This is a genomic window from Mycobacterium toneyamaense, assembly GCF_055384815.1.
The window spans coordinates 310,437-326,376 of the sequence record NZ_AP040333.1; the positions used below are offsets into that span (position 1 = coordinate 310,437).

Consider the following 15,940-nt stretch of genomic DNA (forward strand, 5'->3'; position numbering starts at 1 on the left):
CGTCGTGCCCATGTCGGTCAGCCGCCGACGCCACCGTCGTGGTCGTGCCAGAACTCGCTGGAGTAGTCGTGGTCAGGGATCACGATCTTTTCCTTGGCCGGGCCCTGTTGCTTGATGCCGCGGCTGAATTCCAGTTCTTCGATGTCGATGTCCAGCCGCTCGATGTCGACGGCCAGGCGCTCGGCGTCATTCGCGATGCGGCGGGTGGCGGGGGAGTCCCCGTATTTGGCGGCCAGCGAGCTGACGGACCGGCGCAAACTGCCGATCAACTCGTGCAGTTCGGTGAGCTCAGTGGTGGTGGACATCGTGCGACCTCCTTGGGCTGAAGGGTGTCATAAATCACAGTACGACACCGGATGCTAGTCAGATCCGGAGATGAAAGTGAGACAGGTCACGTTTGTCGGGACGGTGTCGGCATGTCGCCGCAGTGGCTGTCGGTACGGTGTGACCATGTCCGACGCGGTTCTGGCGCAGCGCGCCGAAGCTCTATTGGCCCTGCACCAGCCGGGAAATCCGGTCGTCCTGCCGACCGTATGGGACGCCTGGTCGGCAACGCTCGCGGTTTCCGCCGGATTCGCCGCGCTGACGGTCGGTAGCCACCCCGTCGCCGACTCGGTCGGCAAGCCCGACGGTGAGGGCATGTCGTTCGACGACCTCACCACGCGCGTCAGCCAGATCACCGCGGCCGTCGATGTGCCGGTGTCCGTCGACATCGAATCCGGTTACGGCGAGGCCCCGAGCCGTCTGATCTCCGGACTGCTGGCCGCGGGCGCCGTCGGCCTGAACATCGAGGACACCGTGCACAAGGACGGGGGCCGCATCCGCGACGCGCAGGAGCACGCCGACCTGGTCGGTGAATTGCGCAGGGCGGCAGACGCTTCCGGCGTCCACGTGGTGATCAACGCCCGCACCGACCTGTTCCTGCGCCAGATCGGCGACGAAGCCGACCGGTACGAGCGCGCTGTCCAGCGACTGAAGCTGTGCGCCGATGCCGGGGCCGACTCGCTGTATCCGGTGGGCCGCCACGACGACGACACCTATCGCCGGCTGGCCGCCGACCTGCCGTTGCCGATCAACGCCATCGCGATCCCGGAGTCCGACGATCCCGCGTCCTTCGGTCCGCTGGGTGTCGGCCGCATCAGTTTCGGGCCGTTCCTGCAGCGGGCTCTGGGCACGGTGGCCGCCGACATGCTGGCGCGGTGGCAGTGAGCGACTCCGAGCACGAGCGCGGTGCCGACGAAAACTACGGATTGTGGTGGGCCGCCGGCGTTGCCGCCGCGATCCTGCTGATCATCCTCATCTATCAGGTGGTCCAGACCTCCGAGGAGTCCGAGCAGCCGTCGGGTCCCGTCGGTGACTCCACCGTGCTGACGACGTATCCGACCACCAAGCGGACGACGACCCGAACCACCACCACGACGACCACCACAACCACGACGACGACAACGACGACGACGGAAAGCACGTCGGAGACGTCGACGACGGACGAGACGTCGACGACCACCAGCACCTACACGCCGTCGAGCACCTCCGGTTACGGGACGACGACCACCACGACGACGATCTACAACCCGTACACGACGGCGACCACGGTCCCGCCCGCCGGCGTCGGGTAGCTTTCCGCAGGTCTGTGACCCGGACCACTCACTTCACGGGCGTTTGCCGAGGCCTGTGAGAAGAGCGTGACGGTCGATTCACACGCGGCAACACAATTCGCAATATCGGCTCCCTACCTTTTGGGGCATGGACGCGAAGAACCTTGTGGTCGTGGGCCACGGAATGGTCGGCCACCGCCTCGTCGAGGCGCTGCGCTCGCGGGATGCCGCGGGCCAATGGCGCATCACAGTGCTGTCCGAAGAAGCGGACGCCGCGTATGACCGGGTGGGGCTCACGGGTTACACCGAGCACTGGGACCGGTCGAAGCTGGCGCTGCCGGGCAACGGGTATGACGGCGACGGGCTCGTGGACCTCGTGCTGGCCGACAAGGTCGGCGGTATCGACCGCGCCACCAAGACGGTGGTGACCGAGTCGGGCCGCGGCATCGCGTACGACAAACTGGTGTTGGCCACGGGCTCTTACGCTTTCGTGCCGCCGGTGCCTGGTCACCAGCTCGACGGCTGCTTCGTCTACCGCACCCTGGACGACCTCGACGGCATCCGCGCCGCCATGCAGCGATCGGCCGACCACGGCAACAACACCGGTGTCGTCATCGGTGGTGGTCTGCTGGGCCTGGAAGCGGCGAATGCGTTGCGCCAGTTCGGCATGCAGGCCCACATCGTCGAGCGGGCGCCCCGTCCGATGAACCAGCAGCTCGACGACGCCGGCGGTGCGCTGCTGGCCCGCATGATCGGCAAGCTGGGCATCTCGGTGCACCTGGATGTCGGCACCGACGCCATCGAGCCGCTCGACGAGGGCATCCGCGTGCTGCTCAGCGACGGCACCCTGATCGACGCCGGCCTGGTCATCTTCGCCGCCGGTGTGCGTCCGCGCGACGAGCTGGCCCGTGACGCCGGCCTGGAGCTGGCCGAGCGCGGCGGCGTCCTGACCGATCTGTCCTGCGTGACAAGCGATCCCGACATCTACGCCATCGGTGAGGTCGCGGCGGTCGAGGGCCGGTGCTACGGCCTGGTCGGCCCCGGTTACACCACCGCCGAGGTGGTCGCCGACCGCCTGCTCGGTGGCGCTGCCGAATTCCCCGAGGCCGACATGTCGACCAAGCTGAAGCTACTCGGCGTCGACGTCGCGAGTTTCGGTGACGCGCAGGGCGTTACGCCCGACTGCCTGCAGGTCGTGGTCAACGACCCGGTGAAGCAGACCTACGCCAAGCTGGTGCTGTCCGACGATGCCCAGACCCTGCTGGGCGGCATCCTGGTCGGCGACGCGTCGTCGTACGGCGTGCTGCGCCCGATGGTCGGCGAGGCGCTGCCCGGCGACCCGCTGGCGCTCATCGCCCCGGCCGGCTCCGGTGACGGCGCAAGCGCTCTCGGCGTGGGCGCCCTGCCGGACGCCGCCCAGATCTGCTCCTGCAACAACGTCACCAAGGGCGACCTGTGCGGTGCGATCGAAGGCGGTTGCTCCGACGTCGCCGGCCTGAAGGCCTGCACCAAGGCCGGAACCTCCTGCGGCTCTTGCGTTCCGCTGCTCAAGCAGCTGCTGGAAGCGCAGGGCGTCGAGCAGTCCAAGGCGCTGTGCGAGCACTTCCCGCAGTCGCGGGCCGAGCTCTTCGAGATCATCTCGGCCACCGAGATCCGGAAGTTCTCCGGCCTGATCGAGAAGTTCGGCACCGGAAAGGGTTGCGACATCTGCAAACCCGCCATCGCCTCGATCCTGGCGTCGACCAGTAGTGGCCACATCCTCGACGGCGAACAGGCCGCCCTGCAGGACTCCAACGACCACTTCCTGGCCAACATCCAGAAGAACGGCAGCTACTCGGTGGTGCCGCGCGTCCCGGGCGGTGACATCACGCCGGAGCAGTTGATCCTGATCGGCGAGATCGCCAGGGACTTCGGGCTTTACACCAAGATCACCGGTGGCCAGCGAATCGACATGTTCGGTGCCCGGGTGGACCAGCTGCCGGAAATCTGGCGGCGGCTGGTCGACGGCGGCATGGAGTCCGGGCAGGCGTACGGCAAGTCGCTGCGCACCGTCAAGAGCTGCGTCGGTAGCGACTGGTGCCGCTACGGCCAGCAGGATTCGGTGCAGATGGCCATCGATCTGGAGCTGCGCTACCGCGGCCTGCGGTCGCCGCACAAGATCAAGATGGGTGTCTCCGGCTGCGCCCGGGAATGCGCCGAGGCCCGCGGCAAGGACGTCGGCGTCATCGCCACCGAGACCGGCTGGAACCTGTACGTCGGCGGCAACGGCGGTATGACGCCCGCCCACGCGCAGCTGCTGGCCGGCGACCTCGACGACGAGACCCTCGTCCGCTACATCGACCGGTTCCTGATGTTCTACATCCGCACCGCGGACCGGCTGCAGCGCACCGCCCCCTGGGTCGACCAGATGGGCCTCGACCACGTCCGCGACGTCGTGTGCAACGACTCTCTCGGCCTGGCAAGCGAATTCGAAGCCGCCATGGAACGGCACGTCGACGGCTACTCCTGCGAGTGGAAGGGCGTACTGGAGGACAAGGCCAAGCTGACCCAGTTCGTCTCGTTCGTCAACGCGCCTGACGTCGCCGACCCGACCATCGCGTTCACCGAACGCAACGGCCGCAAGGTGCCGATCGGCATGCCCACCGTCCCGCCCGCCAAGAGTTGATCAGGAGGCCACGATGACGCTCAACGACCTTTCCGAAGTTGCTCAGTACCAGGACCGTTCGGAGTGGACCGCGGTCTGCTCGTACCACCGGCTGGTGCCCGGCCGCGGTGCCGGCGTGCTGCTGCCCGACGGCTCGCAGGCCGCGCTGTTCCGCCTGCACGACGGATCGCTGTACGCCGTCGGCAACATCGACCCGTTCTCCGGTGCGGCCGTGATGTCCCGTGGGCTCGTCGGTGACCGCGCCGGCCGGGTCTGCGTGCAGAGCCCCATCAAGAAGCAGGCCTTCGCCCTGGATGACGGTGTCTGCCTTGATGATCCCTCGGTGCGCCTGCCCGTCTACCCGATCCGGGTGTGGGCCGGTCTGGTCGAGATCGGCCCGCTGGGCGTCGACGTGGCAGCCTGATTGCCGCTGGGCATCAGCGCGAGCAGCTGTTGTCCTCGATGGTCTGCAACACCCAGTACGCCGTGAACTCGATGATCAGCGCGATCTCCGCGATCAGCACGGCGTGATTGAAGCCGTCGAGACTCAGGTGCAGCACCACCGCGGTCAGCAAGCTGGCGGCCATCAACAGTGAGATCGTCTGGTACGCGCCACGGTAACGACTTCCACACGCCGGCGCGGTGCCGAAAGCCGAGCTGAACACCGTCAGCACGATGGCGCCGAACATGACGGCCGCGGCGATGCCGTGGGCGTTGATCCGGAACCAGTCCGGGGCCACGATCAGCACCACGACGCCGGTCCCGAGCACCGCGCGCTGCAGCCACCTCGCGGCGGCACCCAGCACGGTGCCGGGCCGCTTGGGCCGGAACAACAACCACGACGCGGCGCGTGAACCGGCGAGCACCACCGTGACCGTCCAGGCGTTGAACAGTACGGCCGACCCCGTCTGCACTGCCACGGGATCAGCTGTGCCGCACTGCAGTACCGGCCGCGTGGTGGGGACGACGGCGATCACGAAGGCCAACACCCCGGCCAGGTTGAGCAGCGTGTTCTCGGTGTCGCTGGCGCCCTGGTAAACGATCAGCATGGCGCCGATGGCGAACAGCACGCCCACGAACACGGCATGCGCGGTGGTGAAGTAGTAGGCGCTGATCGACGTCTGCCAGCACGTGGCGTGCGCGCGCTCGACGGCCAGCGCGGCACCCAACAGCACGGCCATGACCACCATGCCGCCACGGAGAAACCGGTAGGTGTCCAGCGCTACGTCATTGCCCGTCCGCTTGGCCATGTCTCCAGTATGGGCCGCGATATCCCCCACAAATGCGCGGTACCCCTTGCGTTTCCGCCGAAAACCTAGGCGGCCAGCGACAACCGGGCCGTCCGGAACCGGTGTGCCACCAGCTTGGCGACGCCCGGGTGCCGGCCCAACGGGTCGGTCACCACGTCGGCTCCGCACGTGTACAGCCGGTCCTGGAAGAGGCCGTCGGCCAAGAGGTACGACGCGACGGCGACGCGTTCGGCGCCGTGCTTCCGCAGCCGGGCCACCACGTCGCCCACCCAGTGCGTGCCACTGATCGCGAATGCGAGCTCGACGCGGCTGCCCAGCGTCGCCGACAGCATGGCGCACGTCCGGCGCAGGTCACCGGCTGCACGCGGGTCCGAGGTTCCGGCAGCCGCCAGCACCACGGAATCCGATGGGCGCCAGCCCGATTCGATCAGTCGGTCGGCGAGCACCCGGACCATTGCGGTCGAGGGCCCGAGGGCCGGCGTCACCGTGACGTCCCGGTGGCCGCTTTCGGCGATGCCGGCGGGGATGTCCTTGTGGACGTGGTAGCCCGACGACAAGAAGGCCGGGACGACGACGGCGGGTCCGGGCGGCAGCGTCGACAGCACCTCGGCCGGTGTGGGCCCGAGGACGTCGACGAACGCGGTGTGCACGCGACGGTCCAGCAGTCCGCTGACCTGCTCGGCCAGCTCGCCGATCATCGCGACACCCGAGCCCTTGCGGGTGCCGTGGGCGACCAGGACGGGGTTCATCGTGCACCTACCGAGTAGTCATCGACCGCCAGCCGGTAGCCACGCTTCACCACGGTCGCGACGATCTCCTTGTCGCCCAACGTGGTTCGTAGCCGCAGCACCGCGGTCTCGACGGCATGGGTGTCCGACCCGCTGCCCGGCAACGCGGCCAGCAGTTCCTGCCGTGACACCACCGCACCGGGCCGCAGCGCCAGCGCCCGCACGATGGACATCCCGGCCGGCGAGAGGTCCTTGACCACCCCGTCGACCACGACGCAGGTACCACGGATCTCGAGATCGTGTCCGGCGGCCCGCAGCTTTCGGGTCTGCAGCACGGGGAGCTCATCGGCGATGTGGCGCGCGAGCGCACCCAGGCGCATGCGCTCGGGGGCGGACGTCGGCACCCCGAGCCGGGCCAGCGGCCGCGCCGTCACCGGCCCGACGCACATGGCGTGCACCGGGCCCCGAAACGCGTCCAGCACTTGATCATTGATGCCGAGCTCGGTCGCGCGCATCAGGGTCGCCGCCACCGCGGGCGCCGAGGTGAAGCTGACGGCGTCGAGCCGGCGCTCGGCGATATCGCTGACCAGCGAGTCGAATGCACCGCCGGACGGCACCGGCTGCCACCGGTACACCCGGATCGGGACGACGTCGGCGCCGGCGCGGCGTAGCTCATCGAGGAACTCGGGGAACGGGTCCCACTCATCGGTGGCGCCGTGCAGCTGCACGGCGATCCGCATGCCGGCGATACCGCCCTGCAGCAGGTAGCCCAGCACCTCGCGGGACGACTCGGAATCGGGTGACCACTCCTCGGGCAGGCCTGCCGCCCGCAGCGCACCGGTGGCCTTGGGGCCGCGGGAGACGATCCGGGCGCGGCTGAGGGCATCGGTCAGTTCGCCTGACACGCCCCAGTCGTCGGCGGCGGACATCCAGCCGCGGAAGCCGATGCCGGTCGTGGCGATCAGGACGTCGGGCGGCACTTCGAGCAGCGCCTGGGTGTTGGTGCGGAGCTCGTCGTCGTCGGGCAGCGGGACCATCGAGATGGCGGGGGCGGCGATCACCGTCGCGCCGCGGCGGCGCAGCAGGGTGCACAGCTCATCGGCACGTCGTGCGGAGGTCACCGCCACCCGAAATCCGGTGAGCGGGGCCCGTTCGGGATCACTCATGCGTTCAGTGAAGGGACAACGTGTTTCCGGCTGGTTACCCGGCCATTGCTCAGCGGTGTCGCCGCCCCGGAAACGGTGACGTTTATGTCACACGCGGTGCTGAACTGGGCTTTTGTGGGCAGAAACCTCACAAGACCTCACCAGACGTCGCCTTCGCGCCAGTCACACGTGATGTCGGCGGTGGTGTCGACCTCAACCGAGACCGGCAGCACGAACAGCGAATGGTCGTCTTCGGGCGTGCGATTGACGCCGGCGGGCGCCAGCACGGACGTCGTGCCCCGCCACGGCAGCCAGCCGCGTGCGGTGTAGATCGGCCGTCCCGCATCCGAGGAACTGAGCGCCCCGATCTCGTAGGCGCCGCGGATCACCTGCTCGACGGCGTCGAGCACCGCCGTGGCCAGGCCCTGGCCCCGCCAGTCCTCGCGGACCGCAACGGCTTCGACGTAGCCGCACCGCAGCGCGGTGTTGCGGTACATCAGCCGGCGTTGGACGACCGCACCGTGCGCGATGATCGCGCCGTGGCGGCAGACCAGCGCATGCATGCCGCCCAGTGAGTGCTCCCAGTCGGCATCCGAGAAATCGCCGTCGTAGGCGTCGATGACCATCTGCCGGGCGCCCTCCCGGGTCTCGGCATCCAGATCAGCGGTGTGGACCAGTCGCGCCGTGTGAACGTTGTGGACGCGGGAGAGATCCGTGGGGTGCACCCCCTCGTTCTACCAGGATTGCGCAGCCTGCGCTGGTGCCTGTGCGGGTTCAGGCGCCAAACGGATGACGCGGCCTGGACCAGTGCATGCGCACGTGCTGACCGGGCCGGATCTGCCCCACTTTGTCGATGTCGTGGTCGGCGACGACACCGATCACCGGGTACCCGCCGGTGACCGGATGGTCGGGGCCGAGGATCACCGGTAAACCGTTGGGCGGCACCTGAATTGCGCCCCGTGTCGCGCCCTCGCTGGGCAGCTGGCGGTCCGGCCAGCGGTGCTGCAGGGGCCGGCCGTTCAGCCGCATGCCGACGCGGTCGCTGCGATCGGTGACGATCCACTCCGTGTGCACCAGGGCGTCGGGGTCGACGAACCAGTCATCACGCGGGCCGGGCACCACCAGCAGCTCCAGCAGGTCCTCGGCGATGGCCGCCACGGGCGCCTGATCCAGCTCCGGGAACTCCGCGGTGTGCGCACCGATGGTCAGCATGTCGCCGACCTGCAGCGGCCGCGGGCCGATCGCGGACATCACGTCGTAGCTGCGGGAGCCGAGCACCGGGTCGACGACGAAGCCGCCGCGGACCGCGACGTAACTGCGCAGACCGGTGTGGGGCGCACCCAGGGAGATCACCTCGCCGTCGTGCGCGTAGTGGATGCTGTTGGTGCCGAACGGGATTCCGTTCGCGGAGGGATCGGCGTCGGCGCCGGTGACGGCCACCGCCACGCCCTCTTTCCCGCCGCCATGGACCCGGGCAGAAAAGCCACCGAACGTCACCTCGATGGTGGCGCGGTCGTTGGGGTTGGCCACCAGCCGGTTGGCCAGCGTGTGTGAGCGGCGATCGGCCGCGCCCGAGCGGCTGACGCCCATGTGGGCCAGGCCGGGCCGGCCCAGGTCCTCGACGAGCGCGAGCGGGCCGGTCTTGAGGATTTCGAGTGTTGCGGTCATGGTCGCGCTCCTAACCGATTGCCCGGAACTGCACGTGCATGCCCGGAATCAGCAACGCCGGCTGCTCCCGTTCGAGGTCCCACAACGTGGCGTCGGTACGGCCGATCAACTGCCAGCCGCCCGGGGTCTCGCGCGGGTAGACGCCGCCGAACTCACCGGCGAGGGCCACCGAGCCCGCCGGCACGCGCGTGCGCGGCTCGCTGCGGCGCGGCACCTGGAGTCGCTCGTCGCCACCGACCAGATAGGCGAAGCCCGGCGTGAAACCGCCGAATGCGACGCGCCACAGCGACCCGGTATGGGCGGCGATCACCTCGTCGGAGGTCAGCCCGGTCAGCTTGGCGACCTCGTCGAGATCGGTGCCGTCGTACACGACGTCGATGGTCACGTCGGCCTGCTGCGGGGCGCTGGCCTCGGTGTTGTCGATTTCGCCGAGGCGGAGCTTGGACAGCCGCTGTGCGGTGGGAATCTGATATCGCGGTGCGGCGAGCTTGATCAGGATGGTCCGCGACGCCGGCACGATGTCGAGCACGCCGGGCAAACCCGCCGTGCGCAGCGTGTCGGTCCACGCCAGGACCTCGGCGGTGCTGTTGAATTCCAGGAGCAGCGCCTGGTCGCCATAGTCGCGGACGGTGCCGAGCATCGTCATGTCAACTTTGTCCACTGTGACGGTCATCACTCCAACCTACCCGCGAGTAGCCGGTAATTAACGCGTCCTTACGCACTCGCCAGAAGAGCCTTAACAACCGCTCAGACAGCAAATTCGTACGTTGGTTCGTGCCGCTTGATGTAGCTGATCACCCGGTACGTCACCGGCAGGAAGATCACCTCGACGGCGGTCTTGTACAGCCAGCCCTGGCCGGTGTAGACGACGAAGTCGTGGAGGGTGCTGATGCCGATGGCGTTGGCGGCGATGGCGCAGAACACCAGCGTGTCACCGAGCTGCCCGGCGAACGTCGAGCCGACCAGGCGAGCCCACAGGTGCTTCTCCTTGGTGCGTTCCTTGATGGCCACCACGACCCACGCATTGATCGTCTGCCCGACGATGAAGCCGGCGAGCCCGGCGATGATCAGCTGCGTGTAGGAGTGCACGACGTTCTCGAAGTGCGCCTGGTTCGGGTAGAAGTCCGCGGCCGGCAGGTAGATCGTCGCCCAGAAGGTCAGGGCGGCAAGGATATTCATGGCGAAGCCGAGATAGATCGCCCGCCGCGCGGCCTTGAAGCCGTACACCTCGGACAGCACGTCACCGATGATGTAGGTGAGCGGAAAGACGATGAAGCCGCCGTCGGTGATGATCGGCCCGAAGGCCACGCCCTTGGTGGCGGTGACGTTCGAAATGATCACCAGGGCCGTGAACACCGCGATCAGGATCGGATAGTAGGCCGATCCGACCTGCGCGAAGCGGGCGTGCTGGTCGGGGCGCTCGGCGACGGTCACGTCGAACATCTTGGCAGGCAGAGCTGCGAGTGCAACCTCAGGCCAGCGCGGCGGTCAGCAGGGGTGGCAGCTGATCGGCCACGGCGGGGTAGGACAGCACCGAGGCGAATGTGATGGCCGCGGACAAATCCTTGTTGGGGAAGACGATCCGGTTGGACTTGGCCTGGCTCAGTTGTGCGATGGTCGGGTCGGCCAGCACCGCGGGCCGCTGTTCGTCGGCGTCGAGCGTCCAGATCAGCACGTCGGCGTCGCGGAACGCCGTGGCGATCTGGTCGCGGGGCACGAAGGCGTGTTGCCCCTTGGTGAACGAGTCGAGTCCGCCCGGCAGGGCGATGCCCATCTCGGTGAGGAAGTCGGTGCGCCAGCCCGCCGGTGTGATCTCGACGCCGTCCGCAGTCGGAAGACCGTTGACGATCAACATCTTTCGGCCACCGAGCCGCGGGTTGGCCTGCCCTGCGCCGGCGAACTTCGCATCGACGCCGTCGATGAGTCGCTTCATGTCGTCGGCCTTGAAGACGGCCTGCCCGATGACGGTGGCCTGTTCTTTCCAGGGCTCGAAGAAGGCGTCCTGGCCGGACTGGGCGATCGTCGGGGCGACCGCCGAGAGCTTCTTGTAGGTGTCGGCGTCCAGTCCCGCGTTGGTGGCGATGATGAGGTCGGGCTTCAGCGCGGAGATCTTGTCCACCTGGATGCCGTCGTTGAGGTTCAGGACGACCGGCTGGGCCGGGCCGAGCGCGGGCTGCGCCCACGGCCACACGGCGAATGGCTGATTCCCGAACCACTCGGTCACCGCGATCGGGACGACGCCGACGGCCAGCAGGTCGTCCTGCCCGGTGAGGCCCGCGCACACGACACTCTTCGGCGGCGCCGGAATGCGGGTGGATCCGAACGCGTGATTGATCGTCACCGACCCGTCGCCGGCGACGGTGCCCGAGGCCGGCGGCTTGGAGCATGCGGCGACCATCGCGGCACCGGCCGCACCGACGGCCAGTGCCAGGAAATTACGGCGCGAGCGGTTCGGGTACACGTCGTGAGTCTTGCATCTGCCTCGCGGAATGGCTCTGCTAACACGCGAACGCACCCGGGGCGGCTGGTGTGTGACGCGCCAGGATGCCGTTACCGACCGAATTCCCGGGATGGTTTGCCGACAACGTAAATATCGATGGCGGGGAAGCTGCGTGCCGATGGGGAAGGGTAAACATACCCTAGGTATGTACCTTATTGGACTATTAGCTGGGCGCGCGTGTGCCGTGGCCCGCCAAACTTTCGGTGGCCAGGTGCTTTCGCGGGCGGGTATCCCAAAAATGGCAGTTAAATGCCGATATGTAACACACGTTTCCCCTGGGGCAGGTGGTCCAGTCGTTACCCGTGGTTTGGCGCATTGGGTTAGCGAGAACCGCGCAATGTCAGTCGTTTGACGTATCGTCGGGCCGCCTGTGGCCATGCTCTAATGGGAACGGACGTCGTTCTTCGGCGGACAAGAGGAATTTGCTGGGAGGCTGCTATGACGATCGATTCGAGCGGGCTGCGCGGCTCGCGGCGACATAGTCGGGCCGAGGTGCGTCAGGGGCTCGGTTCGAAGCGACCGGAGCGCGTCGTCACCCGGCATCTCCCCGAATTGCTCATCGGAATGCGGTGGTTGTTCGACACGGCCCAACCGGACGGCGCGATGGTGAGCGCGGGCGGTCAGATCGTGCGTTCCGGCCGGCGGACGTTGCGGTTCCGGCCGGTCGACTGGCAGGGCCACGCCGTGATCGAGATCGTCGGCCCGGCCGCCGCCGGCGACCCCTCGCCGCGCGCCGAGTTGGAGGCGTACGTCCAGGCTCTCGACGACATGGGTGAAGACGTGGTGGCCAGCTGGATCGGGCGCCGCGGCCAGGTGCGCAGCATCGCTTTGGCCCGTCCCGTGCATCCGACGCTTCGTGCCGCGGTCGACCGTTATGTGGCCGGCTGCGCCGAGCATCCCGGTCAGCAGTGCGCGTGTGGCCGCAGGGCCCGTGACTGCAGCGTGTCGCTGCGCGCGGTGGAGCGGGCGGTGGGCCGTCATCAGGTGGAGTTCGACGCCCTCGCCGGGCCGTGGCCCGATGCGCTGGACCCGTCGGGAGAGCTCGGTCTGGTCGCCGCCGGAATGGTGCCGCAGGTCGCCGAACAAAAAGTGGCCGGAAGCGCCGTCTGACCGTTTCGCCGGTATTACGGCTATAGGTCGTTAAAGCTTCATTTCCCGTTCGGTTATCGCAATGCCCGAACAATCTTTATTATTCCGTTACGGACACTGCGGGGGCGGTGCCCGGCATTAATTGACGGAAGCGTCTTATATGGCGGCGGGAGGTGTCGTTGCGATGACTGCGCGCGTGATCACCGGTCAGTTGTTGGCGGCTCTGGCGGTGGCTGCGTCAGGCCTTTCTGCCCCCGCATCGGCTGACGTCGGAACGGGCCAGATGGCGGCCTGCGCCGAACGGGGCAACCCGCTCGACTGCGTGCCGACGAATGCCGCTGCCAACGCAGCGGAGCTCGCCTATCTCACCGAGCTGCACGGCCGCATGCAGAGCAGCGATGCCGATCTGCTCAAGACTGGGCGCCTGACCTGCAATATGTTCGTGTACGCCGGTCAGCCGACCGGCGACGCCGTCAACGACATCTCCAAGTCCCTGAAGGTGAACAAGGCCTCCGCGACTTTCGTGATGGATATGGCGATGGTGCATCTGTGCCCCGGTTTGAACATCGGCGCCGACGGAGTGCCGCGCCCTCGCTATTGAGATGGCAGTGAATTCACGCCGAACCGGCGCGAAATCGATGTAGGTAAGCGGGCCAGTCCCAGGTATTCAGGAATTCGTTTGCGGCGGAGTAGCCGTTGTCATATAGCCGCTTCCGGTCGGCCTGGGAAATGTCGAAATTCAGGTATCCGATGCCGGCGGCGTCGACCACTATCGTGCGCGCCGCGACGGATGGCTGCCGGAGATAAGTCTGGTCGTGACCGAGCAGTGCGGTGTTGATGAGGTTCTCCAGGAGATGCGGGGCTCCGGGCAGATCGATCACCGGTGCCAGACCCGGGCTCGGGTCGCCGTCACCCTGGGCCGGTCGCTGTGCCGTCACAGTGATGCCGAAGCTGGGCCAGCGCGGGACCTTGCCGTCGGTGCGATCCAGCGAGTACATGGGGAAGTTCGACAGCAGCCCGCCGTCGATCAGCGTCGAGGTCGTCCCCGCGGCGCTCGTGATCGTCACCGGCCGGAAGAAGAACGGGATGGCCATGGACGCGCTGACAGCGTCGGCGACGGACTGTTCGTCGGGGTCGAGGCCGTACATCCGGCGGTAGTCCCACGGTAGCCGGACCAGCGTGCCGCGGGTGATGTCGGCGACCGTGACGACCAGGCGGTAGCGCTGCTCCGGCGGCAGCTCGCGGTCGTCGAGCGCCAGATCGCCGAAGGTCCGCACGCCCAGATTGCGCAGCTCGCCGTCGACCCAGTCGTGAATGGCGTCGCCGCGGTACATCCCCTGGCCACGGAACGCCGTCCAGTACTTGCCGAGCACCGGGATTCGGCTGGTGCCAACGGGATCCAGGAATTTGCGATAGGGCAGAGACATCGCCAGTTCCCGGAGTTGGGCGCCGGTGAGTTGGCACCCGGCCGGCTGACGACGGTTCGCGGCGGCGATGACCGCGCCCACGAGGGAGCCGGCCGACGTCCCGGACACCCGGCCGACGCGGTAGCCCGCGTCGCCCAGAGCGACGACAGCGCCGACCAAGCCGATTGCCTTGACGCCGCCACCCGACAGCACCAGATCGGCGGTCTTGACCGGGACCGCAGGGGAGTCGTCGGGCCTGTGCTCCATCGATGACGATGCTAGGTGAACGCCCGCGGTTCGCCTTGGACGGCAACGGATTGTGACGGCGGAGCGGGCGCTCGTGGCGGTGTGGCGGGCGTTACTCGGCCACTCAGCCGATTCTTAGGCGCAGACTAAGCCGCCCTCAGTACCCGTCCCTAATGTTGCTGGCACAACGAGGGATTCACCGGAGAGGGGGTGGCGAATGGAGCATCGGTACTGTGACCGCATGTTGGCGGCACGCGCGTTTGTATTGGCAATGACCACGATTCTTCTCGTCCCCACCGCGGTGGCATCCGCAGACGACGATGCGCCCCCGCCCGGGCCACCGCCGGTCTCGTTCGCGATGACCTCCGGGGCACCGATTCGGGACGGCGCCACCTACGGCGTCGGCACGGTGATCGTCGCGCACTTCGCCGCTCCGGTCGATGAGGCCGCCGCCGCGCGGGATCTGGTGGTGACCGCGAACCCGCCGGTGACCGGGTCGTGGCACTGGGTGAACAACACCACCGCGCACTGGCGCCCGCCGCAGTACTGGGCGCCGGGCACCGTGGTGTCGGTGGCCGGGGGCCCGACGTTCAACATCGGCGCGTCCCACGTGTCGATCGCCGATGACAAGACCAAGAAGGTCACCGTCTACGACGGCGGCGCACTGGTGAAGACCATGCCGACCTCGATGGGGCGCGGCGGCACCGAAACCGTCAACGGCAAGACGCTGAGTTTCTGGACCCAGCCGGGGGTTTACACCGTGCTCGACAAGAGCAATCCGGTGGTCATGGATTCGTCGACGTACGGCCTGCCGATCAACAACCACCTCGGGTACAAGGAGACCATCCCGTACGCCGTGCGCGTCAGCACCGATGGTGTGTACCTGCATCAGCTCGACGCGACGGTGTGGGCCCAGGGCAACACCAACACCAGTCACGGTTGTCTGAACCTGAACCACGACAACGCGCAGTGGTTCTACAACTTCTCCGTACCCGGCGACGTGGTCGAGGTGCGGAACACCGGCGGCAAGCCTTTGGAGCTGTGGCAGAACGGCGACTGGAGTGTGCCGTGGGACCAGTGGTGATAACGATGCGATCAAAGTTGAATCTCGGTCGCGTCGATGTGACGCACGCCACAACGCATTAGGTACACTGGTCAGTGTCACGGCAAAAGGCCTAGTCACGACCGGTACTTAGCCGATAAAATTAGATAGCTGGAAATATCAGTTTGAGGTCAGGAGTGGTCGTGGGAGCAGTAGCGCATTTGCCGAACCAGTTCGAGTCGGCACAGCCGGCGGCGGACGCATCGTTGATGGAACTGCTGTCGACGTGTTCGGGCATCATCGAGTCGACCTTCGCCGACCGCATCCGCGAACTCGGTGGCACGGAAGCCGAAATCCACCAGCTGTCGGGTTCGGCGGCCTACGCGGTGTTCGCGTGGTCCACGGGCCGCGGCTTCGGCGCCTGATTCCGTAGCCCGGCAGCGCCGCGGTGCTGCCAGGGCCCGGCCGGCCCGCCATTCCAACCCCTACTCACGCTTGTGCCCGTCTCCGAGCGACAACCTCGTCGCGCGGAGGCGGGCATTTTGCGTGCCAGGGGTCCGTGGCGCTGCTCTCGTACCGGCCGGCCTCGCGAATGAGTGCGTGTGTTCAATCGTGACGGCGATCTGA

The 15,940-nt window shown here is 67.5% G+C and carries 17 protein-coding genes and 1 pseudogene; 8 read left to right on the forward strand and 10 right to left on the reverse strand.

All coding sequences use genetic code 11. The features are described from left to right. Positions 1–17: 17 nt before the first annotated feature. Positions 18–305, reverse strand: coding sequence for a hypothetical protein (locus ACZ5IQ_RS01355; RefSeq protein ID WP_061001457.1), 288 nt, complete (start codon positions 303–305; stop codon positions 18–20). Between the two features lie 145 nt (positions 306–450). Here ACZ5IQ_RS01355 and ACZ5IQ_RS01360 point away from each other — a divergent pair, with 145 nt between their 5' ends. From ACZ5IQ_RS01360 to nirD, 4 genes are all read left to right on the forward strand, one after another. Further along, positions 451–1,209 carry an isocitrate lyase/PEP mutase family protein gene (locus ACZ5IQ_RS01360; RefSeq protein WP_464480691.1) on the forward strand — a complete coding sequence of 253 codons (759 nt, stop codon included), beginning with the start codon at positions 451–453 and terminating at the stop codon, positions 1,207–1,209. Beyond that, the gene (locus ACZ5IQ_RS01365) at positions 1,200–1,616 is read left to right on the forward strand and encodes a hypothetical protein (RefSeq protein WP_464480692.1); all 417 of its coding nucleotides are present in this window, start codon (positions 1,200–1,202) and stop codon (positions 1,614–1,616) included. The genes ACZ5IQ_RS01360 and ACZ5IQ_RS01365 overlap by 10 nt, the downstream gene beginning before the upstream one ends. Before the next feature lie 127 nt (positions 1,617–1,743). Beyond that, positions 1,744–4,260, forward strand: a complete 2,517-nt coding sequence (gene nirB, locus ACZ5IQ_RS01370) for a nitrite reductase large subunit NirB (protein ID WP_464480693.1) — start codon at positions 1,744–1,746, stop codon at positions 4,258–4,260. Positions 4,261–4,273: 13 nt separating this feature from the next. Beyond that, the gene (nirD, locus tag ACZ5IQ_RS01375; RefSeq protein WP_212808008.1) at positions 4,274–4,663 is read left to right on the forward strand and encodes a nitrite reductase small subunit NirD; all 390 of its coding nucleotides are present in this window, start codon (positions 4,274–4,276) and stop codon (positions 4,661–4,663) included. 13 nt (positions 4,664–4,676) lie between these two features. Here the strand turns inward: nirD and ACZ5IQ_RS01380 are convergent, their stop codons facing one another. From ACZ5IQ_RS01380 to ACZ5IQ_RS01415, 8 genes are all read right to left on the reverse strand, one after another. Next, positions 4,677–5,489, reverse strand: a complete 813-nt coding sequence (locus ACZ5IQ_RS01380) for a hypothetical protein (protein ID WP_212808009.1) — start codon at positions 5,487–5,489, stop codon at positions 4,677–4,679. Positions 5,490–5,554: 65 nt separating this feature from the next. Then, on the reverse strand, positions 5,555–6,238 hold the full coding sequence (locus ACZ5IQ_RS01385) for a sirohydrochlorin chelatase (RefSeq protein WP_133425856.1): 684 nt from the start codon (positions 6,236–6,238) through the stop codon (positions 5,555–5,557). Beyond that, a complete protein-coding gene (locus ACZ5IQ_RS01390) occupies positions 6,235–7,383 on the reverse strand; it encodes a uroporphyrinogen-III synthase (RefSeq protein WP_133425857.1) in 1,149 nt (382 codons plus the stop codon). Before ACZ5IQ_RS01390 ends, ACZ5IQ_RS01385 begins: the two co-directional genes overlap by 4 nt. A gap of 137 nt (positions 7,384–7,520) precedes the next feature. Then, entirely contained in the window at positions 7,521–8,087 is a 567-nt protein-coding gene (locus ACZ5IQ_RS01395) for a GNAT family N-acetyltransferase (protein WP_133425858.1), read from the reverse strand. A 49-nt stretch (positions 8,088–8,136) separates the two neighbouring features. Next, complete coding sequence (locus tag ACZ5IQ_RS01400) at positions 8,137–9,030, reverse strand: 5-oxoprolinase/urea amidolyase family protein (RefSeq protein WP_133425859.1); 894 nt, start codon at positions 9,028–9,030, stop codon at positions 8,137–8,139. A gap of 10 nt (positions 9,031–9,040) precedes the next feature. After that, positions 9,041–9,703: a 5-oxoprolinase subunit B family protein gene (locus ACZ5IQ_RS01405; RefSeq protein WP_212808010.1), complete on the reverse strand. Its 663-nt coding sequence runs from the start codon at positions 9,701–9,703 to the stop codon at positions 9,041–9,043. Between the two features lie 74 nt (positions 9,704–9,777). Beyond that, the gene (locus tag ACZ5IQ_RS01410; RefSeq protein WP_133425861.1) at positions 9,778–10,473 is read right to left on the reverse strand and encodes a queuosine precursor transporter; all 696 of its coding nucleotides are present in this window, start codon (positions 10,471–10,473) and stop codon (positions 9,778–9,780) included. 28 nt (positions 10,474–10,501) lie between these two features. Continuing rightward, the gene (locus ACZ5IQ_RS01415; protein WP_212808011.1) at positions 10,502–11,491 is read right to left on the reverse strand and encodes an ABC transporter substrate-binding protein; all 990 of its coding nucleotides are present in this window, start codon (positions 11,489–11,491) and stop codon (positions 10,502–10,504) included. A gap of 477 nt (positions 11,492–11,968) precedes the next feature. Between ACZ5IQ_RS01415 and ACZ5IQ_RS01420 the strand changes: the two genes are divergently transcribed. Beyond that, the gene (locus tag ACZ5IQ_RS01420; protein ID WP_133425863.1) at positions 11,969–12,640 is read left to right on the forward strand and encodes a hypothetical protein; all 672 of its coding nucleotides are present in this window, start codon (positions 11,969–11,971) and stop codon (positions 12,638–12,640) included. A 163-nt stretch (positions 12,641–12,803) separates the two neighbouring features. Continuing rightward, on the forward strand, positions 12,804–13,220 hold the full coding sequence (locus ACZ5IQ_RS01425; protein ID WP_212808012.1) for a DUF732 domain-containing protein: 417 nt from the start codon (positions 12,804–12,806) through the stop codon (positions 13,218–13,220). A 13-nt stretch (positions 13,221–13,233) separates the two neighbouring features. On the opposite strand, the gene ACZ5IQ_RS01430 is transcribed toward ACZ5IQ_RS01425, so the two are convergent. Continuing rightward, entirely contained in the window at positions 13,234–14,292 is a 1,059-nt protein-coding gene (locus ACZ5IQ_RS01430; protein ID WP_212808013.1) for a patatin-like phospholipase family protein, read from the reverse strand. A 340-nt stretch (positions 14,293–14,632) separates the two neighbouring features. On the opposite strand from ACZ5IQ_RS01430, the pseudogene ACZ5IQ_RS01435 reads away from it, so the two are divergent. After that, positions 14,633–15,355 (forward strand): annotated as a pseudogene (locus ACZ5IQ_RS01435) (L,D-transpeptidase); the annotation flags it as partial. A 161-nt stretch (positions 15,356–15,516) separates the two neighbouring features. Then, complete coding sequence (locus tag ACZ5IQ_RS01440; RefSeq protein ID WP_346415499.1) at positions 15,517–15,738, forward strand: hypothetical protein; 222 nt, start codon at positions 15,517–15,519, stop codon at positions 15,736–15,738. Positions 15,739–15,940 lie beyond the last annotated feature (202 nt).

What these genes read in the sequence shown, in the direction of transcription:
- ACZ5IQ_RS01380 (WP_212808009.1), bottom strand. Translation starts at nt 5,489, where the DNA reads ATGGCCAAGCGGACGGGCAATGACGTAGCGCTGGACACCTACCGGTTT.
- ACZ5IQ_RS01425 (WP_212808012.1), top strand. Translation starts at nt 12,804, where the DNA reads ATGACTGCGCGCGTGATCACCGGTCAGTTGTTGGCGGCTCTGGCGGTG.
- ACZ5IQ_RS01405 (WP_212808010.1), bottom strand. Translation starts at nt 9,703, where the DNA reads ATGACCGTCACAGTGGACAAAGTTGACATGACGATGCTCGGCACCGTC.
- ACZ5IQ_RS01355 (WP_061001457.1), bottom strand. Translation starts at nt 305, where the DNA reads ATGTCCACCACCACTGAGCTCACCGAACTGCACGAGTTGATCGGCAGT.
- nirD (WP_212808008.1), top strand. Translation starts at nt 4,274, where the DNA reads ATGACGCTCAACGACCTTTCCGAAGTTGCTCAGTACCAGGACCGTTCG.
- ACZ5IQ_RS01410 (WP_133425861.1), bottom strand. Translation starts at nt 10,473, where the DNA reads ATGTTCGACGTGACCGTCGCCGAGCGCCCCGACCAGCACGCCCGCTTC.
- ACZ5IQ_RS01390 (WP_133425857.1), bottom strand. Translation starts at nt 7,383, where the DNA reads ATGAGTGATCCCGAACGGGCCCCGCTCACCGGATTTCGGGTGGCGGTG.
- ACZ5IQ_RS01430 (WP_212808013.1), bottom strand. Translation starts at nt 14,292, where the DNA reads ATGGAGCACAGGCCCGACGACTCCCCTGCGGTCCCGGTCAAGACCGCC.
- ACZ5IQ_RS01400 (WP_133425859.1), bottom strand. Translation starts at nt 9,030, where the DNA reads ATGACCGCAACACTCGAAATCCTCAAGACCGGCCCGCTCGCGCTCGTC.
- nirB (WP_464480693.1), top strand. Translation starts at nt 1,744, where the DNA reads ATGGACGCGAAGAACCTTGTGGTCGTGGGCCACGGAATGGTCGGCCAC.
- ACZ5IQ_RS01360 (WP_464480691.1), top strand. Translation starts at nt 451, where the DNA reads ATGTCCGACGCGGTTCTGGCGCAGCGCGCCGAAGCTCTATTGGCCCTG.
- ACZ5IQ_RS01385 (WP_133425856.1), bottom strand. Translation starts at nt 6,238, where the DNA reads ATGAACCCCGTCCTGGTCGCCCACGGCACCCGCAAGGGCTCGGGTGTC.
- ACZ5IQ_RS01420 (WP_133425863.1), top strand. Translation starts at nt 11,969, where the DNA reads ATGACGATCGATTCGAGCGGGCTGCGCGGCTCGCGGCGACATAGTCGG.